The sequence below is a fragment of the Micromonospora sp. NPDC049497 genome, from assembly GCF_044465805.1.
GTDB lineage: Bacteria > Actinomycetota > Actinomycetes > Mycobacteriales > Micromonosporaceae > Micromonospora.
Genome location: NZ_JBITMC010000008.1, coordinates 160,530 through 185,134, shown reverse-complemented (window position 1 = coordinate 185,134; position 24,605 = coordinate 160,530). Strand labels below are relative to the sequence as shown.

At 73.2% G+C, this 24,605-nt stretch carries 25 protein-coding genes, 1 pseudogene and 1 riboswitch; of the genes and pseudogenes, 17 read left to right on the top strand and 9 right to left on the bottom strand.

Translation table 11 applies throughout. The features are described 5' to 3' along the window. Positions 1–26: 26 nt before the first annotated feature. Entirely contained in the window at positions 27–872 is an 846-nt protein-coding gene (locus tag ACIBR0_RS14505; protein WP_396715673.1) for a class I SAM-dependent methyltransferase, read from the top strand. Positions 873–888: 16 nt separating this feature from the next. Here ACIBR0_RS14505 and ACIBR0_RS14500 read toward each other — a convergent pair whose 3' ends face one another. Then, on the bottom strand, positions 889–1,434 hold the full coding sequence (locus ACIBR0_RS14500) for a GNAT family N-acetyltransferase (RefSeq protein ID WP_396715671.1): 546 nt from the start codon (positions 1,432–1,434) through the stop codon (positions 889–891). 111 nt (positions 1,435–1,545) lie between these two features. Here ACIBR0_RS14500 and ACIBR0_RS14495 point away from each other — a divergent pair, with 111 nt between their 5' ends. The 4 genes from ACIBR0_RS14495 to ACIBR0_RS14480 all read left to right on the top strand — a co-directional run bounded on the left by ACIBR0_RS14495 (position 1,546) and on the right by ACIBR0_RS14480 (position 5,056). Beyond that, complete coding sequence (locus ACIBR0_RS14495; protein ID WP_396715669.1) at positions 1,546–2,382, top strand: ArsR/SmtB family transcription factor; 837 nt, start codon at positions 1,546–1,548, stop codon at positions 2,380–2,382. A 304-nt stretch (positions 2,383–2,686) separates the two neighbouring features. Next, positions 2,687–3,178, top strand: coding sequence for a hypothetical protein (locus ACIBR0_RS14490; RefSeq protein WP_396715667.1), 492 nt, complete (start codon positions 2,687–2,689; stop codon positions 3,176–3,178). Positions 3,179–3,273: 95 nt separating this feature from the next. Beyond that, positions 3,274–3,888 carry a class F sortase gene (locus ACIBR0_RS14485; protein WP_396715665.1) on the top strand — a complete coding sequence of 205 codons (615 nt, stop codon included), beginning with the start codon at positions 3,274–3,276 and terminating at the stop codon, positions 3,886–3,888. 103 nt (positions 3,889–3,991) lie between these two features. Next, positions 3,992–5,056, top strand: a complete 1,065-nt coding sequence (locus ACIBR0_RS14480; protein WP_396715788.1) for a magnesium and cobalt transport protein CorA — start codon at positions 3,992–3,994, stop codon at positions 5,054–5,056. A 17-nt stretch (positions 5,057–5,073) separates the two neighbouring features. Here the strand turns inward: ACIBR0_RS14480 and ACIBR0_RS14475 are convergent, their stop codons facing one another. From ACIBR0_RS14475 to ACIBR0_RS14465, 3 genes and pseudogenes are all read right to left on the bottom strand, one after another. Further along, a complete protein-coding gene (locus ACIBR0_RS14475) occupies positions 5,074–6,690 on the bottom strand; it encodes a hypothetical protein (protein WP_396715663.1) in 1,617 nt (538 codons plus the stop codon). Beyond that, positions 6,683–7,258 (bottom strand): IS607 family transposase, encoded by a 576-nt coding sequence (locus tag ACIBR0_RS14470; RefSeq protein ID WP_396715661.1) that lies wholly within the window; start codon positions 7,256–7,258, stop codon positions 6,683–6,685. Before ACIBR0_RS14470 ends, ACIBR0_RS14475 begins: the two co-directional genes overlap by 8 nt. A gap of 152 nt (positions 7,259–7,410) precedes the next feature. Next, positions 7,411–7,527, bottom strand: a pseudogene (locus ACIBR0_RS14465) (MBL fold metallo-hydrolase); the annotation flags it as partial. 107 nt (positions 7,528–7,634) lie between these two features. On the opposite strand from ACIBR0_RS14465, the gene ACIBR0_RS14460 reads away from it, so the two are divergent. The 5 genes from ACIBR0_RS14460 to ACIBR0_RS14440 all read left to right on the top strand — a co-directional run bounded on the left by ACIBR0_RS14460 (position 7,635) and on the right by ACIBR0_RS14440 (position 11,147). Further along, on the top strand, positions 7,635–8,486 hold the full coding sequence (locus tag ACIBR0_RS14460) for a formate/nitrite transporter family protein (RefSeq protein WP_396715659.1): 852 nt from the start codon (positions 7,635–7,637) through the stop codon (positions 8,484–8,486). Positions 8,487–8,511: 25 nt separating this feature from the next. Then, the gene (locus tag ACIBR0_RS14455) at positions 8,512–9,294 is read left to right on the top strand and encodes an SGNH/GDSL hydrolase family protein (protein ID WP_396715657.1); all 783 of its coding nucleotides are present in this window, start codon (positions 8,512–8,514) and stop codon (positions 9,292–9,294) included. A gap of 55 nt (positions 9,295–9,349) precedes the next feature. Continuing rightward, positions 9,350–9,700, top strand: a complete 351-nt coding sequence (locus ACIBR0_RS14450) for a hypothetical protein (protein ID WP_396715655.1) — start codon at positions 9,350–9,352, stop codon at positions 9,698–9,700. A gap of 62 nt (positions 9,701–9,762) precedes the next feature. Next, entirely contained in the window at positions 9,763–10,152 is a 390-nt protein-coding gene (locus ACIBR0_RS14445) for a YchJ family protein (RefSeq protein WP_396715653.1), read from the top strand. A gap of 209 nt (positions 10,153–10,361) precedes the next feature. Further along, positions 10,362–11,147 (top strand): hypothetical protein, encoded by a 786-nt coding sequence (locus ACIBR0_RS14440; protein ID WP_396715651.1) that lies wholly within the window; start codon positions 10,362–10,364, stop codon positions 11,145–11,147. Positions 11,148–11,192: 45 nt separating this feature from the next. On the opposite strand, the gene ACIBR0_RS14435 is transcribed toward ACIBR0_RS14440, so the two are convergent. The 4 genes from ACIBR0_RS14435 to ACIBR0_RS14420 all read right to left on the bottom strand — a co-directional run bounded on the left by ACIBR0_RS14435 (position 11,193) and on the right by ACIBR0_RS14420 (position 16,367). Further along, entirely contained in the window at positions 11,193–12,461 is a 1,269-nt protein-coding gene (locus ACIBR0_RS14435) for an MFS transporter (protein WP_396715649.1), read from the bottom strand. A 205-nt stretch (positions 12,462–12,666) separates the two neighbouring features. Beyond that, the gene (locus tag ACIBR0_RS14430; protein WP_396715647.1) at positions 12,667–13,584 is read right to left on the bottom strand and encodes a hypothetical protein; all 918 of its coding nucleotides are present in this window, start codon (positions 13,582–13,584) and stop codon (positions 12,667–12,669) included. A gap of 91 nt (positions 13,585–13,675) precedes the next feature. Next, positions 13,676–14,677: a hypothetical protein gene (locus ACIBR0_RS14425; protein WP_396715645.1), complete on the bottom strand. Its 1,002-nt coding sequence runs from the start codon at positions 14,675–14,677 to the stop codon at positions 13,676–13,678. Between the two features lie 43 nt (positions 14,678–14,720). Further along, positions 14,721–16,367 (bottom strand): protein kinase, encoded by a 1,647-nt coding sequence (locus ACIBR0_RS14420; protein WP_396715643.1) that lies wholly within the window; start codon positions 16,365–16,367, stop codon positions 14,721–14,723. Positions 16,368–16,599: 232 nt separating this feature from the next. Here ACIBR0_RS14420 and ACIBR0_RS14415 point away from each other — a divergent pair, with 232 nt between their 5' ends. Beyond that, a complete protein-coding gene (locus ACIBR0_RS14415) occupies positions 16,600–18,201 on the top strand; it encodes an ATP-binding protein (RefSeq protein WP_396715641.1) in 1,602 nt (533 codons plus the stop codon). Positions 18,202–18,244: 43 nt separating this feature from the next. Continuing rightward, on the top strand, positions 18,245–18,673 hold the full coding sequence (locus tag ACIBR0_RS14410) for a nucleoside deaminase (protein ID WP_396715639.1): 429 nt from the start codon (positions 18,245–18,247) through the stop codon (positions 18,671–18,673). On the opposite strand, the gene ACIBR0_RS14405 is transcribed toward ACIBR0_RS14410, so the two are convergent. Further along, on the bottom strand, positions 18,664–19,497 hold the full coding sequence (locus ACIBR0_RS14405; RefSeq protein ID WP_396715786.1) for an SPFH domain-containing protein: 834 nt from the start codon (positions 19,495–19,497) through the stop codon (positions 18,664–18,666). The two genes, ACIBR0_RS14410 and ACIBR0_RS14405, sit on opposite strands and share 10 nt — an antisense overlap. 238 nt (positions 19,498–19,735) lie before the next feature. Here ACIBR0_RS14405 and ACIBR0_RS14400 point away from each other — a divergent pair, with 238 nt between their 5' ends. The 5 genes from ACIBR0_RS14400 to ACIBR0_RS14380 all read left to right on the top strand — a co-directional run bounded on the left by ACIBR0_RS14400 (position 19,736) and on the right by ACIBR0_RS14380 (position 24,561). After that, on the top strand, positions 19,736–20,428 hold the full coding sequence (locus ACIBR0_RS14400; protein WP_396715637.1) for an RraA family protein: 693 nt from the start codon (positions 19,736–19,738) through the stop codon (positions 20,426–20,428). 75 nt (positions 20,429–20,503) lie between these two features. Further along, positions 20,504–20,615, top strand: a riboswitch (SAM riboswitch). A gap of 236 nt (positions 20,616–20,851) precedes the next feature. Further along, entirely contained in the window at positions 20,852–21,697 is an 846-nt protein-coding gene (locus ACIBR0_RS14395; RefSeq protein WP_396715635.1) for an ABC transporter substrate-binding protein, read from the top strand. A 90-nt stretch (positions 21,698–21,787) separates the two neighbouring features. Continuing rightward, positions 21,788–22,564, top strand: a complete 777-nt coding sequence (locus ACIBR0_RS14390) for an amino acid ABC transporter permease (protein WP_396715633.1) — start codon at positions 21,788–21,790, stop codon at positions 22,562–22,564. Then, on the top strand, positions 22,561–23,304 hold the full coding sequence (locus tag ACIBR0_RS14385) for an amino acid ABC transporter ATP-binding protein (RefSeq protein WP_396715631.1): 744 nt from the start codon (positions 22,561–22,563) through the stop codon (positions 23,302–23,304). The genes ACIBR0_RS14390 and ACIBR0_RS14385 overlap by 4 nt, the downstream gene beginning before the upstream one ends. A 126-nt stretch (positions 23,305–23,430) precedes the next feature. After that, on the top strand, positions 23,431–24,561 hold the full coding sequence (locus ACIBR0_RS14380; RefSeq protein WP_396715629.1) for an N-acetylmuramoyl-L-alanine amidase: 1,131 nt from the start codon (positions 23,431–23,433) through the stop codon (positions 24,559–24,561). Positions 24,562–24,605 lie beyond the last annotated feature (44 nt).

Genomic DNA, 24,605 nt, shown 5'->3' with positions numbered 1-24,605 from the left:
GTTTATCCCTTGGCAGAAGCCGGCCGGTGTGCGAGCGTCGCGCCGTGGAGAACCACCTGGAAGTCAACCGGGCCAACTGGGACGACCGGGCCGCCGCCCACGCGGCGTCGCCCGGGTACGCGGTGGACCGTTTCGTCGCCGACCCCGCGTACCTGAGCGAGGTGGTCCGGTTCGACCTGCCCCGGCTCGGCGACGTCGCCGGCCTGCGCGGGGTGCACCTGCAGTGCCACATCGGCACGGACACGATCTCCCTGCACCGCCTCGGGGCGCGGATGACCGGCCTGGACTTCTCCCCCGCCTCCCTGACCCAGGCCCGCCGCCTGGCCGAGCACACCGGCGCGGCCGTCGACTTCGTACGGTCCGACGTGTACGACGCGCCGGCCGCTCTGGGCTGGGGGGCGTTCGACCTGGTCTACACCGGGGTCGGGGCGCTGTGCTGGCTGCCGGACATCCGCCGCTGGGCGCAGGTGGTGGCCGCGTTGCTGCGGCCGGGCGGCCGGCTGTTCCTGCGGGAGGGGCACCCGATGCTGTGGGCGCTGGACGATGCCCGCGACGACGGTCTCCTCACGGTCGAGCACCCCTACTTCGAGCGGCCGGAGCCGACCGAGTGGGACGAGCCGGGCACGTACGTCGAGACCGACGCGACCTTCACCCACAACCGCACGTACGAGTGGAACCACGGGCTGGGCGAGGTGGTCACCGCCCTGCTCGACGTGGGGTTCCGGCTGACCATGCTGGTCGAGCACGACAGCGCGCCGTGGGACGCCCTGCCCGGGCGGACCACCGCGGACGAGCACGGGGAGCACCGGCTGCGGGACCGGCCGTGGCGGCTGCCCCAGACGTACACCCTCCAGGCGGTGCGCACCGCCTGACGTCCGCCGCCGCGCGTCAGGTCCCGGGCCGGTCGGCGGCGCGGAGGCGGTAGATCACGTGCCGGCGCAGCCGCTCGTCGGTGACCCTCGGGTGGTCGAAGTCCTCGGCCGGGTCGGTGGTCATGCCGAGCCGGTGCGCCAGCGCCCGCGAGCGCGCGTTCGGCACGGCGACGACGGCGAGGATCTCGGGAAGGCCGACGGTGTCGAACCCGTACGCCAGGGCGGCGCGGGCGGCCTCGGTGGCGTACCCGTGGCCCCACGCGGACCGGGCGAGCCGCCAGCCGACCTCGACCCCGCTGAACGGCATCCCCTCGTCCATGCGGTCCAGCCCGGTGACGCCGACGAACTCGCCGGTGTCGCGGACCTCGACGGCCCAGAAGCCGTGTCCCCGGCGGTCGAGGACCTCCTGCCAGCGGCGAGCGGCGGCGATGGAGCGCTCCGGGGCGAGCGGCGGGCCGAGGTACCTCAGCACCTCGGGGTCGGCGTTCAGGTCGGCCCAGGGGGCGAGGTCGGACTCCCGCCAGTGCCGCAGCACCAGCCGCTCGCTGTGGATCTCGGTCACCGCACGACCCTAGCCGCGGCACCGGCGGCCACGCAGCCCCGAGCGTCCGGAGGGCTGGACAGGCAGCCTTCCGGCTGCCTATGGTGACAGGCAACCGAACGGTTGCCTTTCATGGAGGCGGAGATGGACGAGGTGTTCCGGGCTCTGGCCGACGCCAGCCGGCGTCGTCTGCTCGACGACCTCAACGCCCGCAACGGGCAGACCCTGCGGGAGCTGTCCGCCGGGCTCGCCATGACACGGCAGTCGGTCAGCAAGCACCTCGCCGTCCTGGAGGCCGCCAACCTGGTCACCACCGTGCGCCGCGGCCGCGAGAAGCTGCACCACCTCAACCCCGCCCCGATCAACGCGATCGCCGAGCGGTGGATCGACCGGTACGACCGCGAGCGCGTCCGCGCGCTGTCAGACCTGCGCAGAGGATTGGAGCGGGAACCGATGGAGAGTCCCACGTTCGTCTACACCACGTACATCAACACCACGCCGCAGCGGCTCTGGGCCGCGCTGACCGAGCCGGAGTTCACCCGCCGCTACTGGGGCGGGGTCGCCCTGCGGTCGGACTGGCAGGTCGGTTCGCCGGTGCTGTGGCAGGACGCGCCGGAGGCCGAGGCCCGCGACCTCGGGCAGTACGTGCTGGCCGCCGAGCCGTACCGGCTGCTCTCGTACAGCTGGCACGGCTTCGGACCGGAACACGCCGCGCACTTCGGCTGGTCGGCGGAGGAACTCGCCGCCCGCCAGCACGAGCGCCGGTCCAGGGTGACCTTCGAGATCACCCCGTACGGCGGCTTCGTGAAGCTCACCGTCGTGCACGACGACTTCGACCCCGACAGCGAGATGTATCGGGCGATCAGCGGTCAGCTCGGCGACGGCGGCGGCTGGCCGGAGCTGCTGGCCAGCGTGAAGACGCTGCTGGAGACCGGCGAACCGCTGCCCGACCCGGTGCCGGCCGGCTGAGACCGGCACCGGGCCCTGCGGCCCGGCCATCCCACCGGTCCCACGCGTACTCCCTGGCCCCCGCAGTCGCCGACGAAGGTCTCCAGACGGCACGTTGCGCGCGGACCTCGCGCCGCACGCGGTCGGCACCTGCGGCGGCATCCGGTGCCGGCGGGTGGACACGTGACGGCAACGAAGAATTCTCATTTTCACCGGATCGAGGGCCCAACCCTCCTAGGGTTGGTCACACCGGTGCTAGTCACGGAGTTGGCCACCCGAACGACGTCCCACGCAGTCAGCGGACGAAATGTGAGGGAAGACGCGTATGAAGACACGGACAGTTCTCGCTACAGCGGCGCTCGGCGTGGGCCTCGGCACGCTGCTGCTCCCCGGCGCCGCGCTGGCCGACACCACGGTGTCACCGGCGACCACACCGGTGGGCGGCACGGTCGTGCTGACCGCCACCACCTGCAACCCGAAGTCCGGCGACGCGATCTTCCGCGTGACCGGGCCGAACCGGGACCAGAACGTCCGCTCGACCACCGCCGCGGCGGGCGGTGGGCTGAGCGCTGAACTCTTCACCGCCGGATTCACCCTGGGCACGTACACGGTGACCGCCACGTGCGGCGACGGCAGCCCGGCGGGCAGCGCCACGTTCACCGTCACGCCGATCGGCGGGGCCCCGGCCGGCGGCGGCACCACGACCGACGAGACCGGGTCGGTCGCCGCCGGCGCCGCACTGCTCGGCTCCGCCGCCGCGGGCGCCGTCATCCTGGCCCGCCGCCGACGGCACGCCGCCACGGCGGCCACCGCCTGAGGCCACGAACCGCACGTCTCCATCCCTGAGACGGGTGCCCGCACCGGTGCAGACCGGGGCGGGCACCCGGGCGACCGCGTACGAGAGGTGGGCCGGTGCTCCGCAGCAGGATCGGATGGGTGCTCGTCACGGTGCTCAGCGCCACCGGACTCGGCCTGGTCACCACCGGGCTGGCACCCGGCCCGACCCGGCCGCCCCAACCACCCGCCGGCGAGACACCGACCGCCCGCCGAACCGTCCCGGCGGTGCCGCCGCTGCCCCGCGCCGACCCGGTGGACGTGTCCATCCCGGCGATCGGCGTGGACGCGCCCCTGGTCGCGGTGGGCGCCGACGCGCAGGGCGCGCTGGAGGTGCCGCCGCTGGACCGACCCACGGTCGCCGGGTGGTACCGGCACGGCGCCAGCCCCGGTGAGACCGGCAACGCGGTCCTCGTCGGACACGTCGACTCGGCCGCCGGTCCGGCTGTCTTCTTCGACCTGGGCCGCCTGCGCCCGGGCGACACGGTCCACGTCACCCGGGTCGACGGCCACGTCGCCACGTTCGCCGTCGACGCCGTCGGCTCCTACCCGAAGAACCGCTTCCCCACCGACGAGGTCTACGGCTCCGGCACCGTCGCCGGCCTGCGCCTCATCACCTGCGGCGGCCGGTTCGACCGGGCCAGCGGCAACTACGTCGACAACGTCGTGGTGTTCGCCACGCGGGTCCCCTGACGCGCCACGCGCTCCGCCTGCGTACGGTGTCGGACGCGGGTACCCGGAGCGGCGGAGGTGGACGGTGGTTCAGCGGGCGCGGGACGGGTTGCGGCTGCCGGCGATGGTGACCCGGCTGCTGGGCAGGACGGTTCCGGTGCCGGCAGCCCGCGAGCCCCGACGGGCCAATCCCGACGCGGTGGTCGACTGCGCGGTCTACGTGGACGGTCGGCGCGAGCCGGGCCGACCGCACTACGCCGACGCGTACGCCCGGAGCCGGCGGAGTCGCAACGCCTTCGTCTGGCTCGGCCTGCACGATCCCGGCGCTGCCGTGATGGCCGCGGTCGGCCGGACGTTCGGCCTCGACGAACTGACCGTCGAGCACGCTCTCACCGACGGGCACCGCCCGACGGTGCGGCGCGACGGCACCGTGACCCTGCTGGTGCTGCGCACGGCCGGTTACGTCGAGCACGCCGAGCTGACCGACACCTCCGAGGTCGTCGACACCGGCGACGTGCTGGTCCTGCTCGGCGACCGGTTCGTGATCACCGTCCGGCACGGCGCCGCCGGTGCCCTCGCGGCGGTCCGCGACGAGATCCAGGGCCACCCGGCGGTGCTGGCCGAGGGCCCGTGGGCGGTCGCGTACGCGGTCTGCTCCCGCATGGTCGACCTCTACCTGGAGGTCGCCGGGCACGTCGAGCGGGACCTGGAACGAGCCGAGGAGTCGGTGTTCGCGCGGGACCGCTCCGCCGACATCCAACACCTGTACCAGCTCAAGCGTGAGGTCGTGGAGTTCAAGCGGGCGGTGCTGCCGTTGCAGGCGCCGCTGCGCGCCGTGCTCGACGTCCGGGAGGACGGCCCACCACCGGGCCTGCGCCGCCGGTTCGGCGACGTCGACGCCCGGCTGGCCCGCACCGTGGACCGGGTCGCCGCCTACGACGACCTGCTCACCTCCATCCTCCAGTCGCGGCTGGCGCAGCTCGCCGTCGACCAGAACAACGACATGCGGAAGATTGCCGCGTGGGCGGCCATCGCCGCCACCCAGACCGGCATCGCCGGGGTGTACGGCATGAACTTCGCCCACATGCCCGAGCTGGGCTGGCGGTACGGCTACTGGGGCGCCCTCGGCCTGATGGCCCTGGCCGCCCTCACCCTGCACCGCCTCTTCCGCCGCTCGGGCTGGCTGTAACCGTTCCTGAACAGTGGTCAGAAGTGACCATGAAGATCAAACTGACACTGCGCCGATCCCGAACGGTCTTGGATGGGCTGGTCTCTCGCGTTCGCTCCCACGGTCGGCGGCACGGATCGTGTCCGTGGTCCGGTCTGAGGAGGGCGGGTTCCCTCACGTCCCCGTCCATCGGGTTGGGCCTGGGCGGTCCGATGCCCGCCAGCATCGCTCTGGTGCTGGCGGGGCGGTGCCGTCCGTCGCCTGATCCGGTGTCCGAGGGCGCGTCGTGCGATCGCCACGCTGGCCGTCTGGTGGCGGGTGGTGGCGCGTTTCTTGGTGGTCAGGGGCTTTTGCCAGTGCTCGGCCCCCCACATGCTGGTGTAGGCCGGGTCCACGGCGATGATGCTGATGTCCGCTTCGGCGGTCATCGCCAGCAGACGGGCACGCAGCTTGCCGGTGGGCATGCCGTTGATGAGTTGCCGGAAGCGGCGCTTGCGGCCGTGCTTCTCCCGGGTCTTGGAATCGGTGAAGTCCAGGTCTTCGATGGCGATGGCTCGGCAGCCGGTGTGCTTGGCCCAGTGCAGCAGCCGGGTGATGGCGTGCCGGATCTGGGCGTCGCGCCGCTCGGCAGTCCCGCGCAACTGGTACTCGAAGGTGCGGGGCTGGCCGATCGGGTTGCCGTGGATGTCGAGTCGCCAGGCAGCGAGGTGGTCGGCGTTCATGTCCACGCCGATGATCTCGCCCGAGCGCAGGGTCTCCATCGGCACGATCGGGAGATCCTTGCGCTGCCAGGACGCACCGAGGTACCAGCGGCGGTTGGTCACATCCAGATGGATGCGGTAGGCGACCGCCCGGTTGACCTCGATCCGGTCGCGCCACTGCGCGCCCCGGTGCGGGAAGCTGACACGGGCGGCCAGCACGTACCGGCCGTGCTTGGCGTTCGCCAGGTGCGTCAGCGGCGCGGGCAGCTTGATCGATACTTCGCCCTCGGGCGTGACGCGGATCGTTTCGTTGCCGTACCGCTTCCCGGACTCGCCATCGGCACTGAGGAACCAGCGCTTCGCCTCCCAGCGTTCCCGCCACTGGTCCTCGGTCAGATTGGCAGCGGCGAGGTTGTGCCGCGTCTTGAGCAGCTTTTGGCCGCCGCGCACTACGCGGACCTGACCGGCGTCGCGCTCGGCCAGTACGCGGTCGCGCTCGCGCTGCAGGTGTGCCAGGCGGCGGGACTTGTGGAACCACTCGTGCTCGCACCGGTAGCCGCCGGGCTTGCCCCGGCTGCCTTTCTCGCCGATCGGCAGGGACAGGCGGTGCCGCAGCATGCGGATACCAGCCCGCAGAGACTCGATGTGAGCCCACTGGGCGCGGCGGGACAGGCCCCACTGGTCGTGCGTGGCCTTGGTGATGCTCCCGGCCCAGCGGGACGACGATTCGGCGGTGAGTTCCCGCTTACGGTGTGCCCAAGTGTCGGTGGAGTGCTCGATGCCGTCCCGGCAACGCTGTGCCAGGTCCCGGGAGGCGAGCGATCCCAGGTGTTCACCGACCAGACGCAGGATCTTGTCGTCGGCCGGAGTGAGGCCCTTGAGCCGGTCGCGTATGCACACACCCATGGCGGGGTCGGCGACGAACGGCCGGGCGATGTCACGCAGGTCAGCCACGCGCTGCGGCCTCCAACGCGGCCTTCGCCCGGTTCTTCGCAGACCGGCGGCCATACAAGCGGGCGCAGAACGAGGTCAGTATCTCCACCATGTCCCGCACCAGGTCGTCTTCGACTTCACCTTCGTCCAAGACGACGAGACGACGGCCGTGGGCGGCGAGCGTGGCTTCCACCAGTTCCACATTCATCCGGCCCAGCCGGTCCTTGTGCTCCACCACCACGATCCTCACCTGCGGGTCGGCCAGCAGCCGACCGGCCTTACAACGGCCACCGTTCATCCCGGAGCCGATCTCCGACTCCACACGGACGACACGGTGACCAGCCTGCGCTGCCCACCGGGCCAAGCGGGCGGTCTGCCTCTCCAGATCGTCCTTCTGGTCATGCGAGGAAACACGGGCATACAACCCGACACCACCGACCGTTTTGGGCACAGTGTTCGCTTCGATGTTCACCAGGATCGTGCGCGGCCCCACCCGTCGCGCAGGCACCGGCAACGTGCCCTCACGGAACCAGCGATACGCAGTACGCGGTGCAACACCTTGCGCCTTAGCCCATTCCGTTAGATTCACAACGAAGACCATACAAGACTTAAAGCACCTAACAGGCACTCGTGGACACTCCACAGCAAGCGGTTAGCAACCCCGCCGGACGGGGGCGAAGCGAGGGCGGGGCGGGGTCAGGTTTGGCGGAGGAGGAAACGGCGGATTCGGTCGCGGGGTTGGTCGGTGTGGGCGGCCACCTCGGCGCCGGTGCGGCGGGCCAGCTCGGCGGCACCACCGGCGTGGTCGGCGTGGGCGTGGGTCAGCACGATGCGGGTGACGTCGGCCGGTGTCTTCCCCATCGCGACGCATCGCCGATTGTCTCTGCCCCTGGTGCGTCAAGGAGGCACGACCGGGGTACGGGGCCCGTCGAGGGCCGGACCGGCCCGTACGCGAGGAGGGACGCATGGCCGCCAAGGAGCCCGCCGAGATCGCCCAGGCCGCCGTGGCGACCGGCGTGAAGAAGGCCCAGCTGCGCTGGGACAAGACGCTGGTCGGCTCGTTCCTGGCCGGCGCGTACATCGCCTTCGGGGCGCTGGTCGCGATCGTCGTGTCGGCCGGACTGGACCCGGCGACGTGGGGCACCCTGCCGACGCTGTTCACCGGCGCGGCGTTCACCCTGGGGCTGGTGCTGGTCGTCATCGCCGGTTCGCACCTGGTCACCGGCAACATGCTGCTGGTGCCGATCGGGGCGATGAACGGCCGCCTGTCGGTCGGCGACGTCGCCCGCAACCTCACCCTGACGCTGCTGGGCAACCTGCTCGGCGCGATGTTCGTGGCGTACTTCCTGGCCGTCTCCACGGGGGTGGTCGGGGACACCGGCAGCGACGCGGGTGCGCCGGCCGGGATGGCGTACGAGCGGCTGGCCGGGATCGCCGAGGCCAAGGCCCTGCACGAGAGTGAATGGCAGGTCTTCCTGCGCGGGGTGGGCTGCAACTGGCTGGTGTGCCTCGGTGTGTGGCTGGCGCTCGCCGCGGACAACGTCTCCGGGAAGATCCTCGGCATCTTCTTCCCGATCATGGCTTTCGTCGCGATGGGCTTCGACCACGTGGTGGCGAACATGTTCTTCCTGCCCGCCGCGATCTGGGCGGGCGTGCCGGGCATCGGTTGGTCCGACGTGCTGAACAACTGGCTGTTCGCGTTCCTCGGCAACCTGGTCGGCGCGGTCGTCTTCGTGGCGACCTCCTACTGGTACCTGTTCCTCAAGGACGAGGACGTGACCGGGGTCCCCCGGCAGCGGGCCCGCGAGGAGGCGTGATCCCCGCGCCACTACCCTCGCCGGCATGTGGCAGCGGTACGTGGCGATCGGTGACAGCACCAGCGAAGGGCTCGACGACCCGGACGGCGCCGGCGGCTACCGGGGCTGGGCCGACCGGTTCGCGTACGCGGTGGCCCGGGCCCAGGACGGCGGTCTGGAGTACGCGAACCTCGCCATCCGGGGGCGTACCACGGCCCGCATCCGCGCCGAGCAGCTGCAAGCGGCGCTCGACCTGGCACCGGATCTCGCGACCGTGGTCGCCGGGATGAACGACGTGCTGCGCCCCTCCTTCGACGCCGCCCGGATCGCCGAGGACGTCGGCGCGATGCAGCGGGCCCTGGTCGCGCAGGGTTCCACCGTCCTGACGTTCACGCTGCCCGACCCGGTGCCGGTGATGCCGCTGGCCCGCCCGCTGCGCGGCCGGATCATGGCGCTCAACGCGGCGCTGCGCGCGGTCACCGCGCAGACCGGCGCCACCCTGCTGGACTTCGCGGCGCACCCCGTCGCCTCCGACCCTCGCCTGTGGAGCGACGACCGGCTGCACGCCAACAGCGCCGGGCACGAACGGATCGCCGCCGCCCTCGCGTACACCGTCGGTCTTCCCGGGACCGACGACGGGTGGACCCGGCCCCTGGAGACGCCGCCGCGCCGGCGCGGACACGAGGTTCTCCGCGCCGAGGTGGCGTGGACCCGGCGGCACCTGCTGCCGTGGGTGGCCCGCCACGCCCGGGGCCGGTCGTCGGGCGACGACCGCGTCTGCAAGCGCCCCGTCCCGCTCCCGGTCGACCTCGGCGACCACGGCGTTTGACCGCGGGGGCCCGGGGAAGACGCTGCCACCAGGGCCGATTCGCGAAGGAGCGACGATGGCGGACGCAGGGCGGGCCAGGAAGGCCACCGGGGCGCGCAAGGCCCCGATGAAGCGGACGGCGGCGGCCAAGAAGGTGGCGACGGCGACGAAGCGGGCCACCGGGGCGTCCGCGGCCAAGAGCCCGGGTGAGAAGCCCACCGAGACGACGGCCCGGGTCGCCCGGAAGAAGGCCACGTCCGCCACGGCGGCACCGGCCCGCGCCCGGAAGGCGCCGGCCACGAACCCACCGGCCAAGAAGGCGCCCGCGAAGAAGGCGACGGCGAAGAAGGCCCCGTCCGCGCCGGCCCGCCGGGCGACGACCATGGAGTCGTTCAGCAGTGGGCGGACACCGCGCACCTCCCGCTGACCGGGTCCCGCACGGACCGCCCCGTCTCCCGCCACGATCTCCCGGTGCGGGAGGATGAGCCGGTGGAAACGCGACCGGGGGCCTGTCCGTGCGGGAGCGGCCTGCCGTACGACGAGTGCTGCGGGCGGCTGCACCGGGGCGAGGCGGACGCGGCGACCGCCGAGGCGTTGATGCGCTCGCGCTACAGCGCCTTCGCCGTCGGCGACGCCGCGTACCTGCTGCGCAGTTGGCACTCCTCGACCCGCCCGGCACGGTTGCGCCTGGACCCGGGTGACCGGTGGACCGGCCTGGAGATCGTCGACACCGAACGCGGCGGCCTGTTCGACGCCACCGGCACGGTGGAGTTCCGCGCCCGGTACCGCGAGCGTGGCCGAGCCGCCACGACGGCCGAGCGCAGCCGCTTCGTACGCGAGGACGGGCGCTGGGTCTACCTGGACGCCGCACCGACCTGACCGGGCGAGGGCGTGCACGGCGGGGGACGACGGGGTTACCATGACCCCGGCGCCGTCCTGCGCCCCACCTCCCTCCCGGTGCTCACGCCGCCGGCCTCGCGGAGGCAAAGGGGGCATGAGCCCTCGGGACGCGATGCCACATGCCCCACTCCGGCGGGGTCGACGGGAGCGTGGGTCCCTGCGACCGTGCCGTGGACAGGGAGCATGTGATGACCAGTCACCGCGCGTTCAAGGCCCGGGTACGCGCCCGGATGACCAAGACCGGCGAGAGCTACACCACCGCCCGCCGGCACCTGTTGATCCGCACCACCGGCGGCCTCGCCGACCGGTCGTGGCCGCCCGCCCCGACCGAATCCGAACCGCCGCAGGCTGCGCCGACCGCCGCCGAGCCGACGCAGGCCGAGCCGGCGACGGAAGCACCGGCGGCCCCGGGCGGCACCGCCGGGCAGATGGCACGGACCCCGGACGCGCTGCTGCGGCAGCGCACCGGCCGGGGCTGGGAGGAGTGGTTCGCCCTGCTCGACGGCTGGGGCGGCACCGGCCACACCCACACCGCGATCGCCGCCTGGCTGGTGACGACGCACGAGGTGCCCGGTTGGTGGGCGCAGACGATAACCGTCGGGTACGAGCAGGCCCGCGGCCTGCGCGCGCCCGGTCAGCGCCGCGGTGGCAGCTTCGAGGCGACCGGCAGCCGTACCGTGGCGGTGCCCGTCGGGCGGCTGTTCGACGCCTTCGCCGACGAGACGCTGCGGCGACGGTGGTTGCCCGACGTCGAGGTGCGGGTGCGCACCGCCACCGCGCCGAGGACCTTCCGCGCCGACTGGGCCGGCGGCCCCACCCGGCTCGTCGTCGGGTTCGCCGCGGTCGGCGACACGAAGTCGCGGGTGTCCGTGCAGCACGAGAAGCTCGCCGGGCCGGAGCAGGCGGCCGAGCTCAAGGCGTACTGGCGGGACCGGCTGGCCGCGCTCAAGCAACTCCTGGAGGGCGAAGCCTGAGCGCCGGCCCGCCGGCGGTCGCGCCGACCGCCGCCGGGCCACCCGTCACCCCACGTGCCCGGCCGTCTGCCGGGTCGTCCTCCGCGCGTCCGTACCGGCGCCGGTCACCACGAGCAGCGCCACCAGGAGGTACGGCACGGCCGCCACCGCGAAGGCGACCCCGTTGCCGGCCCCCGTGGCGAGCAGGCCGTACGCGGCGTACACGGCGATGACGGTGACGTCGGTGGCCATGCCGGCCAGCGAGGTGACCGTGGCCCGGCTGGTGCCGGTGATCCGCGTCTGCAGACGGGCGTCGGCGAGCACCGTGGCGAGTTGGAAGCCGCAGAAGGCCACCCCGATCAGGGCGAAGCCGGCCGGGTGGTCGAGCAGCGCGCCGGCGGCCAGGATCGCGGCGGAGAGCACCAGCAGCACGGCGTACCCGGGACGGCCCCACCGCTCCCCCGCCGGGGCGAGCAGCCCGCCGACGCTGACCCCGACCCAGGTGAGCAGGAGCAGCAGCGGCACGGTCGGCTCGGTGACGCCGGTGTCCCGGGCGAGCAACGGCGTGTACTCGTCCAGCGCCCCCCAGATCCCGCTGACGGCGGCGACCAGCAGCACCGCCGCCCGGACCGCCCGGTCGGTGTGTGCCTCGGCGAGCCCGGCGCGCAGGCTCGCCCACCACCCCAGGTCGTCACCGTCGTCGTCGGTGTGGCTGTCACCTGGTGCGGCCACAGCCGCCGTGGCGGGGTGGCGGTGTTCGGGGAATCGGGTCGCGACCGCGGCGGCGGCCAGGCAGGCCAGGACGCTGGCCACCCCGACCGCGAGGTAGTCGCCGACGGCCAGCACGGGGCCGGCCAGCACGATCGAGAGCAGCACGCCGACTGTGCCGGCGGTCTTCGCACGGCCGATGGTGCGCGCGTACCGGCCGGCGGCGCCATGCCGGTCGAGTTCGTCGAACACCAGCGCCTCCAGGGCGCCGGAGGCCAGCGCCCCGCCGGCACCCCAGAGGAGGAAGCCGAGGGCGAACGCCGGGTACGACGGGGCGAGCACCCAGAGGGCGAACCCGGCACCGGTGACCAGTGGCGCCAGGCAGAGCAGCAGCCGCCGCGACACCGCGTCGGCGAGCGCGCCGGAGGGCACCTCCAGCAGGATGCTGCTGGTCGACCAGATCACGAACAGCGTGGAGATCTGCCAGACCGTGAGGCCGGTGTCGCTGAACAGCAGCGCGTACACCGGATAGAGCAGGACGAGTTCACTGAGGAACGCGTACCCGTAGAGGGTCGCCGCCAGCCGGCGGACCGGGCGGTCGGGCGGGCGTACGGAGGTGAGGGTCATGAGGCCTTCCCGTGGGATCGGAGCGGACGCCGGACGGACGGCGGCCGGGGCGGCCCACGGGAACGGCCTCTAGCAGTGGATCAACATCGCCAGGTCATGCTCGGGATCGTAGAGGGCGGTCGACGCCCGGGCCACGGATTTCGCCCGGACACACGACGGGGTGGGACCCGTGCGGGTCCCACCCCGGTTCGCGGTGCCCGACCGGTCAGCGGCGGAACTTCTCCGTGTCGGTCGGCGGGATGACCATGGTCGCCTCGGCGTCCCCGGCGGTCGGCTGCGTCGGAATGGCCCCGGCGCGCGAGGTGACCTGCGTGGTGTCGCCGTCGTACACCGGCACCGCCGGAGTGGCGTCGCTGCCGCGCGGGACGACCTGCGTGGTGTCGGCGTCGGTGGTCGAGCCGGCGAGGTGGGTCTCGGTGTCCCGGCGGCCGGCCTGGTAGGCGCGGGCGTGGGTGGCGATGAGCTGCGACTCCTGCTCGGCGCGGGCCAGCCAGGACTCCCAGCGGCTCTGCATCGGACGGACCAGGCCGCCGCCGACCCCGACGACGAGGATGCCGCCGACCGTGGCCAGCACGGCGATCAGCACCGGGGTGGTGACGGCGGTGGCGACCCCGATCTGGTTCAGCGCGGCGATCACGCCCAGGCCGAGGATGAAGACGTACGCGATGGTGGCGAGGATCCGGCCGTACGAGAGGCCGCCCAGCGCGCCGCTGATGATGTCGCGCACCGCATTGGCGATCGCGGCGGCGACCACGACGATGACGATCGCGACGAAGGCGCGCGGCAGCCACGCGATGACGCCGGCGATCAGGTCCGAGATGGGGTTCGGGCCCCAGATGCCGAAGGCGAGCTGGAGGGTGACCAGCAGGACCGCGTAGTAGGCGAGCTTGGCCACGATGTCGCTGGCGTCGTAGCGGGAGCGGGCCAGCGCCCGCCGGATCCCGCCGCGCTCGACGGCCCGGTCGAAGCCGATCCGCTCCAGCACCTTGTCCACGACCTTCAGCACGGCCTTGGCGATGAGCCAGCCGGCCACCAGGATCAGCACGAAGGCGACGGCCTTCGGCAGGAAGAGCATCACCGCGCGGAGGGCGTCGCCCACCGCGTCACCGAATCTGTCTGCCATCTCTATACCTCCACCACAAGCGTCTGTTCCGTCGGGTCGGCACCTACCCGGGCGGTTCGCGCCGGAAACACCGGGCGTGGTGGGGCGGGGGTCAGCGCCGGCAGTCGTAGGCGACCGGGGCCTGCGCCTGGAGCGGCGACGGGGAGACGATGTTGACGGTGGCGGTCTCCGTTGTGGAGCCCACACCGCTGAACGCCCAGCGCAGGGTCAGCGCCACCGTCCGCTGGCCCCGGCCGACCCGCTCGGTGAGCAGCGTGCCGGGCGCGCTGCCGGTGCGCAGCCACTGGTAGCGGATCTCCCCCGCCCGCCCGTTGGTGGTCACCGTCGCCACCACGTCGACGGTCGCGTCGCACCCGGCCGGTGCCGGCGTCGCCACGGTCACCCCGTCGACCTCCAGGGGGCGCAGCCGCTGCCAGAGGTAGAGCCCGACGACGACCACCAGCGCGACCGTGAGCAGGCCGGACAGCACCGACGTCGCGGTCCGCCACACCGGCCGGCGGCGGGCCGGCGGCGCCGGGGTCGGCCATGCGGGCGCGGGCGGTGGCGTGGTGGGCACGCCGGGCCCGAACCGCACCTCACCGGCCGCGTTCCCGACCGCACCCGATCCGGTACGCCCCGGCGGGACCGTCGCCGCCCCGGTGGTCCGGCCCCGGTGGGCGGCGGTCGGCTCCGGCGGGGTCGGGTACCGGGTCGGGTACCCGCCGGTCCGGTAGGTCGCCCCGTCGGTCCGGTGGCCTGTCGTCGGTGCCTCCGTCCGCAGGTACGCGGTCGGGTCGTCGGTCCCGGTGCCGACCGGCGGGACACCCCGGCGCAGGTCGACGGTCTCGCCGCCGCCGAGGTGCACGGTCGCACCGTCGGCCGCGAACCGGGTGGTCGCCTGCTCGCCCGCCAGGTGCACGGTCGACTCGCCGGCCGCCAGGTGGACGGTCGACTCGCCGGCCGCCAGGTGCACGGTCGACTCGCCGGCCGACAGGTGCACGGTCTGCTCGTCCGGCGGCGGGGCCGGCCGGTGCGGATCCAGCCGCATGGTGGCGCCGTCGGCGGGGACGCGGTGGGTGGGCAGCGCCTCGGTGGGGTCGTTCGGCTGGCTCATGGCGGCCCGCTCTCCGTCCTCGTGGTCGACGTGGTCGCCCCGGTCAGCCCGGGGTGCAGAAGGAGTAGAGGCTCACGTACACCGGCGCACCCTCGGACGAGTTGCCCGCCGCGTCGACGGCCACCACCCGGACCGGGATCCGGACGGTGTTGCCCGGCCGGGGCAGGTCGCCGAGGACACCGGTGAAGATCGAGCGCCCGGCGGACGTCATCGCCACCGTCCCGGTCCGGCCCTCCACCGTGTACCGGAAGCTGACCCGCAGCTTCCCGGCGACGGTCTGGTCGTCGGTGACGGAAGCGGTGACCGTGCTGGCGGTCGGGCCGTACGGGCAGCCGACCGGGTCGAGTGTTGCGGGGCTGGCGCTCACCTTCCCGACGATCGGCGCCACCCGGTCCGGCGGAGGCGGCGGGCTGGTGGTGGGCGGCGGTGGGGTCGTCGGCGGCGCCGTCGTGGCCGGGACGTCCGGCGGGGCGGACGTGGTCGGTGCGGGTTCCCCGGTCGGGGTGGCGGGAGCGGTCGGCACGGCCGACGCCGACGGGGTGACCGTCGGGGTGGCGGTCGGTGCCGCCGGGTCGGTCCCGGTGGCCGACGGCGGGCCGACGGTGGTGCCGGCGGCGGGCTCGGAACCGCCCCCGGCGGTGGTCAGCGGCTCGTCGCGCGAGGCGTAGCTCAGGCCAGCGCCGCCGAGCAGCACCGCGACCACCACCCCACCGGCGAGCAGGGCCGTCCGCGCCCGGCCGGTACGCAGGCGGCTCAACCTGCCGGTGCCCTCCCCCAGCGTGGTGCTGGCCACGCTGGTGGCGCCGCCGGTGCCGTCTCCGAACGGGAACAGCGCGGCGAGCAGGGCCGCCCGCCGGGCCAGGTCGCCCAGCCCCCGCTCCTCCCACTCGGGTCCGTACGCGGTCGCCGCGACCTGCTCCAGCACCGCCAGGAACACCTGGGCGGGTTGCGGTCGCTCGTCGGGCCGTTTGGCCATGCCGAGCCGCAGCAGGTCGTGCAGCGGCTCCGGTGCCGCCTCGGTGGGGATCGGCTCCTCGGCGTGCTGGCGACGCAGCGTGAACAGGTCCCTTCCGTCGAAGGGCGGGCGGCCGGTCACGCACTCGTAGAAGGTCGCGGTGGCGGCGTAGATGTCGCAGGCCGGGCTGGCCGGCGCGCCGGTCCACTGCTCGGGGGCCATGTAGCGGGGCGTACCGGTGACGCTGCCGCCGGAACCCTCGCCCACCGGCATGGCGATGCCGAAGTCCGCGAGTTTGCTGGCCCCCTCGGCGGTGACCAGCACGTTCTCCGGCTTGTAGTCGCGGTGCACCACGCCACGCTCGTGGGCCGCGCCCAGCCCGGCCAGCGAGCCCTTGAGCACGCACAGCGCGGACTCCGGTGTGGTCGCGCCGTGCGCGCGCAGCATCTGCCGCAGGGAGACGCCGTTGACCAGCTCCATCACGATCGCCGCGCCGGCGGGCGACTCGACGTACTCGTAGAGCCGGGACACGTGGGGGTCGTCGATGTCGGCGAGCAGCCGCGCCTCGGCCCGGAACGCCTCCCGGAAGGAGGGGTCGTCGCCGATGCCGGCGGTGAGGTACTTGATCGCCACCGGCGTGCCGGTAACGTCGTGGACGGCGAGGTCCACCCGCCCGGACGCGCCGGCGCCGAGCTGCCGGACCGCACGGTAGCCCGAGAGCTGCCAACCGGTCACGTGGTCACCCCCTCCGCCCCGGGTGGACGGACCACCCCGCTGGTCATTCTGGTCGCGCCGCCACCGCGGGCCATCGGCGCAACGGGTGCTTCCGGCTCCCCGGTCGTCGCCGGCCGGGCCGGCGTCGTGGCGGCATGGTCGTTCACGGACACACGGTCACTGGTAGCAGCCGGGGGCAAGCCGCGCGCCGTTCGCCGCGCCGGCAGCGGCCCGCTGGTCTAAGGTGCAGGCCGTGACCAGCGGCACCACTTCACCGAACGCCGGCGGCGGGCGCCTGACGACCCGCCGCTGGCTCAGTGTCATGTTGCTGACGATGACGGCTCTGGTGCTGGCCGGCGGGGGCTTCGGCGCGGTCGCGCTGCGCCACACCGCCGAGGTGTCGAACCGGCTCGCCGACCGGATCGCCCCGGCCCGCACCGCCGTCGGGCAACTGGAGGTCCACCTGCTCCAGCAGGTCGCGGCGGTACGCGGATACGTCCTGACCGCCGACGGGGCCCTCCTCGACCCGTACCGGAAGGGTGTCGACGCCGAGCGGGCGACGGTGGCCCGGTTGCGGGGGCTGCTGGCCGACGAGCCGGACGCGCTGGGCGACCTGGACCGGGCCGAGGACCGAGTCGCGCGGTGGCGGTCCGACGTCGCCGAGCGGCTCGTCGCCGCGCGACGGGGCGGTGCCACTCCGGAGCAGCTGGCGCCGGACGTGGTCCGGGCGACGGCGGCCTTCGAGGAGGCCCGTGCGGAGCTGGCCGGGCTGGCCGCGCGGCTGGACGGCATCGCCGCGGCCGGCCGGGACGATCTGGACCGGGCGCGCGCGCTCCGCGACCTCACCTTCGTGGCGATCCTCGCCGCGCTGCTGGTGACCAGCATCGTCGCCGCGGTGCTGGTCCGCACCGCCGTGCTGCGGCCCCTGGAGCGCCTGGGCGCCTCGGTGCGGCAGGTGGCCGGCGGCGACTTCCGGCACCGGCTGCGCCCCGAGGGGCCGGCGGACATCGCCCGGCTCACCGCCGACGTGGAGTCGATGCGGCAGGTGGTGGTCGACGCGCTGGAGCGCAGCCACCACGACCGGGACGCCCTGGAGCAGCAGGCGGCCGAGCTGCGTCGCTCCAACGAGGACCTGGAGCAGTTCGCGTACGTGGCCTCGCACGACCTCCAGGAGCCGCTGCGCAAGGTGGCGTCGTTCTGCCAGATGCTCCAACGCCGGTACGACGACCAGCTCGACGACCGGGCCCGGCAGTACATCGGATTCGCGGTCGACGGCGCGAGCCGCATGCAGGAGCTGATCAACGACCTGCTGACGTTCTCCCGGATCGGCCGGGTCTACGCCGAGCTGCGCGAGGTCGAGCTGACCGCGACCTTCGCGCAGGCCGAGGCGAACCTGTCCCGCGCGGTCGAGGAGGCGGCGGCGGACATCACCTGCGATCCGCTGCCGGTGGTACGCGGAGACCCGACCCTGCTCACGATGCTGTGGCAGAACCTGCTCGGCAACGCGGTCAAGTTCCACCACCCGGACCGCGTCCCGGCGATCGGCGTGACGGTGGACGACGCCGACGGGTTCTGGTCGTTCGCGGTGGCCGACAACGGCATCGGCATCGACCCCCGGTACGCGGAGAAGATCTTCGTCATCTTCCAACGGCTGCATCCGCGTGGCACGTACCCGGGCACCGGCATCGGGCTGGCGGTCTGCAAGAAGATCGTCGAGTACCACGGCGGCACGCTCACCCTGGACGAGACGTACACGGGTGGGGCGCGGTTCGTGTTCACGCTGCCGAAGGTCCCCGCGGTGGTCGTACCCGGGCAGGCGGGCGAACCGGCGGCGGAGTCGGCGGCGGCGGTCTGAGACCCGGCCGACGCGGGCCCGGCGCCCCGGCTAGCCTGACGGCGTGGACGCGGACACCGAACGGCATCTGAGGCGGGCGATCGCGCTGGCCGGCGAGGCGCGGGCGGCGGGTGACCCACCGTTCGGGTCCTTGCTGGTGGGCGCGGACGGCGCGGTCCTCGCCGAGGACCGCAACACGACCGTCACCGGGGACGACGTCACCGCCCACCCGGAGCTGAAGCTGGCCCGGTGGGCGGCACGGTCGCTGACGCCCGACGAGGCGGCGGTGACCACGATGTACACCAGCTGCCAGCCGTGCGGCATGTGCGCGGGGGCGATCGCCCGCTCCGGGCTGGGCCGGGTCGTGTTCGCGCTCTCCGCCGAGCAGCTCGACGCGATCAAACCGCCGGGCGCGGCGCCCCGGGCCGCCCGACAGGACGGCCCGTACCTGCACGACGAGGCGCTCGCGCCGGTGGCGGCTTACTACCGCTGAGGACCGTCGCGCCGGTGGCCGTCGCCGCTGACCGACGCGGGTTGCTGCGCCGGCTCCCCGACCGTCTGCGGCGGGCCCTCCTGGCCCGACTCCGCGGCGGCCTCGGTGCCGGAACGCGAGAACCGGTCGAAGAAGCGCAGCAGCTCGACCGGGAAGGGCATCACCAGGGTGCTGTTCTTCTCCGCCGCCACATCCACCACGGTCTGCAGCAGCCGCAGCTGGTACGCGCCCGGGGTCGACGCCATCGCACGGGAGGCGTCGGCGAGGCGCCGGGACGCCTGGAACTCGCCGTCGGCCGCGATGACCCGCGCCCGGCGTTCCCGCTCCGCCTCGGCCTGGCGGGACATCGACCGTTTCATCCCCTCGGGCAGCGCGACGTCCTTCACCTCGACCCGCTCGATGTTGAGTCCCCACGGCCCCTCGGTCGGGGCGTCGATGACCGCCTTGAGGTCCTCGTTGACCTTGTCCCGGTCCGCGAGGAGGGTGTCCAGGTCGACCTTGCCGATCACCGACCGCAGCGCCGTCTGCGAGATCTGGAGCACGGCACCCGGGTACTGCCGCACGTTGACCAGCGCCTTCACGGGATCCACGACCCGGTAGTAGACGACCGCGTCCACGGTCAGGGTCACGTTGTCGCGGGTGATGGCGCCCTGCGCGGGCACGTCGATGACGGTGGTCTGCATGCTGACCCGGACCATGCGGTCGACGACCGGGATGATCAGCCGCAGGCCCGGCTCCCGGACGGGCAGCACGACGCGGCCGAAACGGAAGACGACGCCGCGTTGGTACTGCTGGACGATCCTGATGCCCAGCGCGCCGAGCATCGCCAGCAGCACGCCGACGATCACCAGAACGACGATGGTGGCTCCCACGGCACCTCCGATCCTCCCGGCGGCGCCCGCCGCCCGGCGGCGGCTACCCGCTGTACGGGGAAGTAGTCCTGCCCGACTCCGCCGGACGTGGCCGCCGAACGGGAACTGGACCTGGCCGGCGGAGACCCGCCGTGTTCCCGTGGAGCGGGGTGGCCGGCCGGACCATCCCGAACCCGTCGGGAGGAACCTCATGATCGAACGCTTCGCCGACCTGTCCACGCCGACCGTGGCCGACGCCTGCGTACGCCTCGGGGTGCCGCTGCGGGCGGCGCCGGCCGGCGTGCGGGCCGTCGTGGCCGGTCACCGGCTCGCCGGCCGGGTGCTGCCGGTACGCCACCACGGCAGCGTGGACGTGTTCCTGGAGGCGTACGCCCACGCGGCGCCGGGTGACGTCCTCGTGGTCGACAACGGCGGGCGGACCGACGAGGCCTGCGTGGGTGACCTGACCGCGCTGGAGGCGGGCACGGCCGGGGTCGCCGGGCTGGTCGTGTGGGGTCTGCACCGGGACACCCCCGAGCTGATCGAGATCGGTCTCCCGGTGTTCAGCTACGGCAGCCTGCCGCTGGGCCCCACTCGCCTGGACGAGCGGGAGTCCGCCACGCTGACCAGCGCCCGGTTCGGGGCGCACCTGGTGACCGCCGACGACCTCGTGGTCGCCGACGATGACGGCGTGCTGTTCCTGCCCGCCGCCCGCGCCGGTGAGGTGCTGACGACGGCGGAGGGGATCCGGCGGACCGAGCGGCTGCAGGCACACCGGATCCGGGCCGGCGAGACGCTGCGCGACCAGACCGCCTTCGCCGACTACCTGGACCGTCGCGCCGCCGATCCGGCGTACACGTTCCGCGCCCACCTGCGCCGCGTCGGCGGTGCGATCGAGGAGTGACGGGGGCGGACCGCGGGTGAGGGTGGTCATATCGGCTGGACGATCCACCCGAGGCCGTTGCTAGTGTCGTCACCAGGTCATGAGCGCCAGCGTCAAGCCCCGGCTCGCTGGCCGGCAACCCTCGTCCACGTAGGGGTGCCCCGGGTGAAGACCAGGCACCGGAGCAGTTCCGGTGCAAGCGTGGCCTGGTTCCCCAGGCCGACACGGCCACCGAGGAGAACCATGTCCGCTCGCAGTTGCGTCCCGCCGCCGGCCCTGACCCGGCGCCGCCACGTCGACCTGATGCGGGTCTGCAGCGCCGCGTGTAGCTGACCGCGCCGCTCTTCCACTCCACCTGCTCCACACCCAGCGGTACGCCCTCGCGGCGCACCGCCGGCGACGCACGCCCGTGCCCGCCGCCTGCGCAACCCTTCGGAGACACCTGTGCGATTCCTTCCTGCCCTCACCCGTGCCGCCGCCCTGGGCGTCGCCGCCGTCGTCGGCGCCGCCACCCTGACCGCCTGCGGCGGTGAGGACGCCTCGTCCGCCGCCGACAACCCGTACGACCTGCTGCAGCCGGGCGTGCTGCGGGCCGGCACGCTCACCGACGCGCCGCCGAACGTGTTCCTGAAGGACGGAACGTTCACCGGCTACGACAACGACCTGCTCGTCGCCGCCGCCGCGAAGATCGGCCTCACGGTGGAGTTCGTCGGCACCGACTTCTCGGCGCTGCTCTCCCAGGTCGCCAACGGCAAGTTCGACGTCGGCAGCTCCTCGATCACCATCACCGAGGCGCGGAAGAAGACCGTCGACTTCGGCAACGGCTACGACTTCGGCTACTTCGGCCTGGACGTGTCGGCCGACTCGACGATCACGAGCTTCGACCAGTTGGCCGGCAAGCGGGTGGTGGTCGTGCAGGGCACCGTCCAGGACGACTACGCCACGGGCCGGAACCTGAACCCGGTCCGGGTGCCCGACTACAACGGCGCGATCAACCAGCTCAAGGCCGGCACCGCCGACGCCTGGATCGCGCCCGCGGAGATCGGCGAGAAGTCGGCCGCGGACAGCAACGGCAGGATCAGGGTGGCGGCGAAGGAGCTCAGCCCGGCCCCGACCGCGTACGCGTTCGCCAAGGACAACGACGCGCTGCGCGAGGCGCTGGACAAGGCCCTCGACGAGGTGATCGCGGACGGCACGTGGACGAAGCTCCAGGCGCAGTACTACCCGGGCCGGCCGATCCCGGCCGACTTCACCCCCGGCAGCGGCACCGTGGCCGTCCCGGCCGCGTGAAAGGAAGGGCCCCTTCTTAACGCCTGACGCGGTGCAGGGGCCCCTTCTTAACAACAGGCAACGGCACGAGTGGGACGGCGGGAGACACTGATGGATCCGTTGAGCACCCTGTGGGAGACGTTCTTCGACGGGGACTCCATGCGCGAGGCACTACCCGAGATGCTCACCGTCGGGTTGCCCAACACGCTGATCCTGGCGGTCTCCGCCGCCCTGCTCGGCTCGGTGCTGGGCATGCTGCTGGCGGTCGCGGGCATCTCGCGGACGCGGTGGCTGCGCTGGCCGGCCCGCGTGTACACGGACGTCTTCCGGGGGCTTCCGGCGGCGGCGACGATCCTGCTGATCGGCGTGGGCCTGGCACCGTTGGGCATGGAGCTGTGGGGTCCCGACCCCTACCCGCTGGGCATCCTCGCGCTGTCGCTGATCGCGGCCGCGTACATCGGGGAGATCTTCCGCTCCGGCATCCAGTCGGTGGAGGCCGCGCAGCTGGAGGGTGCCCGCGCGCTGGGTTTCTCGTGGGGTGAGGCGATGCGGGTGGTCATCATCCCGCAGGGCGTCCGGCGGGTCCTGCCGGCCTGGGTGAACCAGCTCATCGCGCTGATCAAGGACTCCAGCCTGGTCTACTTCCTGGGCCTGCTGGCCAGCCAGCGGGAGCTGTTCCGGATCGGACAGGACTACGCGGCGAACACCGGCAACCAGTCCGCGCTGCTGCTGGCCGGGCTGTTCTACCTGGCGCTGACCGTGCCGCTGACGCACGCCGTCAATTGGATCGACCGGCGGCTGCGGCACGGCCGGCCGGCCACGGCGGTGGCCGACGACGACGAGGGTGACCTGGCGCTGCCGGGTGCCCGGGGAGGGAACCCGCGATGAGCATCGACACCACCACCTCGGTGAGCGTCGGCGTCCGGGACGTGCACCTGGCCTTCGGGCCCAACCGGGTGCTGCGCGGCGTGGACCTGGACGTGCCCCGGGGTGCGACCGCCTGCGTGATCGGGCCGTCCGGCTCCGGCAAGTCCACTCTGCTGCGTACGGTCAACCGTCTGATCGAGCCGGACCGCGGCGACGTGCTGCTGGACGGGCGCAGCGTCCTGCGCGACGACCCGGACGCCCTGCGGCAGCGGGTCGGCATGGTGTTCCAGCAGTTCAACCTCTTCCCGCACATGAGCGTGCTGCGCAACGTCACCCTCGCCCTGCGGCGCATCCGACGGCTCGGCGCGGACGAGGCGGTGGCGGTCGCCCGTACGCAGCTGGAGCTGGTCGGGCTGGCGGCGAAGGCGGACGCGCGGCCGGCGCAGCTGTCCGGCGGTCAGCAGCAGCGGGTGGCGATCGCCCGCGCGCTGGCGTTGCAGCCGCAGGTGATGCTCTTCGACGAGGCGACCTCGGCGCTGGACCCGGAGCTGGTCAAGGGCGTGCTCGCGTTGATGGCGGACCTGTCCGCCCGGGGCATGACGATGATCGTGGTCACCCACGAGATGGGCTTCGCCCGCGAGGTGGCCGACACCGTCGCCTTCATGGACCGGGGGGTGGTGCTGGAAGCCGGCGAGCCGGCCGCGATCTTCGAGGCGGCCGAACATCCTCGCCTGCGGCGGTTCCTTTCCCAGGTCCTGTAGGGATGTGATCGACGGTGACCTCTAGCGCGCGCCGCCTTGTTGGCAATATCCTCCACAGCACGCACGGCTCATGGAGCTGATTTTCATGCGGCTCCCACCCCCACCGCCGGACGCCGAGGAGATGCCATGCCCGTCGACCGTTCCGAACTGGACCGCCGGACCCTGCTGCGGGCCGGCCTCGGCGCCGCCACCGTCGCGGTCGTCGGCACCGAACTCGCCCTTCCGTCCGCCGCGCGGGCCGAGACCGGCACCGATCTGGACTGGATCCTGAGCTGCGACGAGTGGGGCGCCCGCCCGCCCGCCGACCCGCTGTCGGTCAGCACGATCCCCACCAACAAGATCATCGTGCACCACATGGCGTTCCCGAACGTCACCGACTACTCGGAGGCGCAGGCGATCAAGCTGGCCCGCGACTGCCAGAACCTGCACATCGACGGCAACGGCTGGTCCGACACCGGCCAGCACTTCACCATCAGCCGGGGCGGGTACGTCCTGGAGGGACGGCGCGGCAGCCTGGAGCGGCTGGCCGCCGGCGACCGGCAGATGGTGTCCGCACACTGTCCGGGCGAGAACACCCGGTCCATCGGCATCGAGAACGAGGGCACGTACGTCACCGAGACGCCCCCGGACGCGCTGCTGGACTCGCTGGTGAAGCTCTGCGTGACGATCTGCCAGCGGTACGGGCTGCACGCCCACGACATCTTCGGCCACTGGGACTTCCGCACCACCCAGTGCCCGGGTGCCGCCTTCTACCGCCAGTTCCCCACCCTGCGCCGCCGCGTCTTCGCCGCACTCGACACGAACCTGGCCGACGTGCCGGCCCGCCGCTGGCCGGACGTGTGGCGGTTCGTCAGCGCCCCGACCGTCCGCGCCGCGCAGTACCTGCTGCTGTACCGGGGCTACACCGTGCCGACCACCGGCGTGTTCGACGCCGCCACCGTCGCCGCCGTGCAGGACTGGCAGGCGCGCAACGGCATCCCGGTCGACGTCGACGCCACCCTCACCGCGCCCACCTGGGAGACCCTCGCCCCGGAGCTGGTCAAGGACGCCGCCGGCCTGCCGGTGAGTGCCATCCAGCACCTGCTCAACTTCCGCGGCTACACCGACGTCGCGGTCACCGGCGCGTACGACTACACGACCAAGAAGGCCGTCAAGGAGTTGCAGGACCTGCACGGGCTCCCGCAGGACGGCTCCCTCACCACCGACACGTGGTGCGTGCTCGTCGGCGGCGTGATCCGCCGGTCCTTCCGGGACTGACCGAACGCGTACGGGTGCGGGTGCGGCGGCCCACGGGGGGTCGC

What these genes read in the sequence shown, in the direction of transcription:
- ACIBR0_RS14390 (WP_396715633.1), top strand. Translation starts at nt 21,788, where the DNA reads ATGGATCCGTTGAGCACCCTGTGGGAGACGTTCTTCGACGGGGACTCC.
- ACIBR0_RS14495 (WP_396715669.1), top strand. Translation starts at nt 1,546, where the DNA reads ATGGAGGCGGAGATGGACGAGGTGTTCCGGGCTCTGGCCGACGCCAGC.
- ACIBR0_RS14400 (WP_396715637.1), top strand. Translation starts at nt 19,736, where the DNA reads ATGATCGAACGCTTCGCCGACCTGTCCACGCCGACCGTGGCCGACGCC.
- ACIBR0_RS14385 (WP_396715631.1), top strand. Translation starts at nt 22,561, where the DNA reads ATGAGCATCGACACCACCACCTCGGTGAGCGTCGGCGTCCGGGACGTG.
- ACIBR0_RS14405 (WP_396715786.1), bottom strand. Translation starts at nt 19,497, where the DNA reads ATGCTCGGCGCGCTGGGCATCAGGATCGTCCAGCAGTACCAACGCGGC.
- ACIBR0_RS14440 (WP_396715651.1), top strand. Translation starts at nt 10,362, where the DNA reads ATGACCAGTCACCGCGCGTTCAAGGCCCGGGTACGCGCCCGGATGACC.
- ACIBR0_RS14435 (WP_396715649.1), bottom strand. Translation starts at nt 12,461, where the DNA reads ATGACCCTCACCTCCGTACGCCCGCCCGACCGCCCGGTCCGCCGGCTG.
- ACIBR0_RS14490 (WP_396715667.1), top strand. Translation starts at nt 2,687, where the DNA reads ATGAAGACACGGACAGTTCTCGCTACAGCGGCGCTCGGCGTGGGCCTC.
- ACIBR0_RS14380 (WP_396715629.1), top strand. Translation starts at nt 23,431, where the DNA reads ATGCCCGTCGACCGTTCCGAACTGGACCGCCGGACCCTGCTGCGGGCC.
- ACIBR0_RS14460 (WP_396715659.1), top strand. Translation starts at nt 7,635, where the DNA reads ATGGCCGCCAAGGAGCCCGCCGAGATCGCCCAGGCCGCCGTGGCGACC.
- ACIBR0_RS14455 (WP_396715657.1), top strand. Translation starts at nt 8,512, where the DNA reads ATGTGGCAGCGGTACGTGGCGATCGGTGACAGCACCAGCGAAGGGCTC.
- ACIBR0_RS14430 (WP_396715647.1), bottom strand. Translation starts at nt 13,584, where the DNA reads ATGGCAGACAGATTCGGTGACGCGGTGGGCGACGCCCTCCGCGCGGTG.
- ACIBR0_RS14450 (WP_396715655.1), top strand. Translation starts at nt 9,350, where the DNA reads ATGGCGGACGCAGGGCGGGCCAGGAAGGCCACCGGGGCGCGCAAGGCC.
- ACIBR0_RS14425 (WP_396715645.1), bottom strand. Translation starts at nt 14,677, where the DNA reads ATGAGCCAGCCGAACGACCCCACCGAGGCGCTGCCCACCCACCGCGTC.
- ACIBR0_RS14480 (WP_396715788.1), top strand. Translation starts at nt 3,992, where the DNA reads ATGGTGACCCGGCTGCTGGGCAGGACGGTTCCGGTGCCGGCAGCCCGC.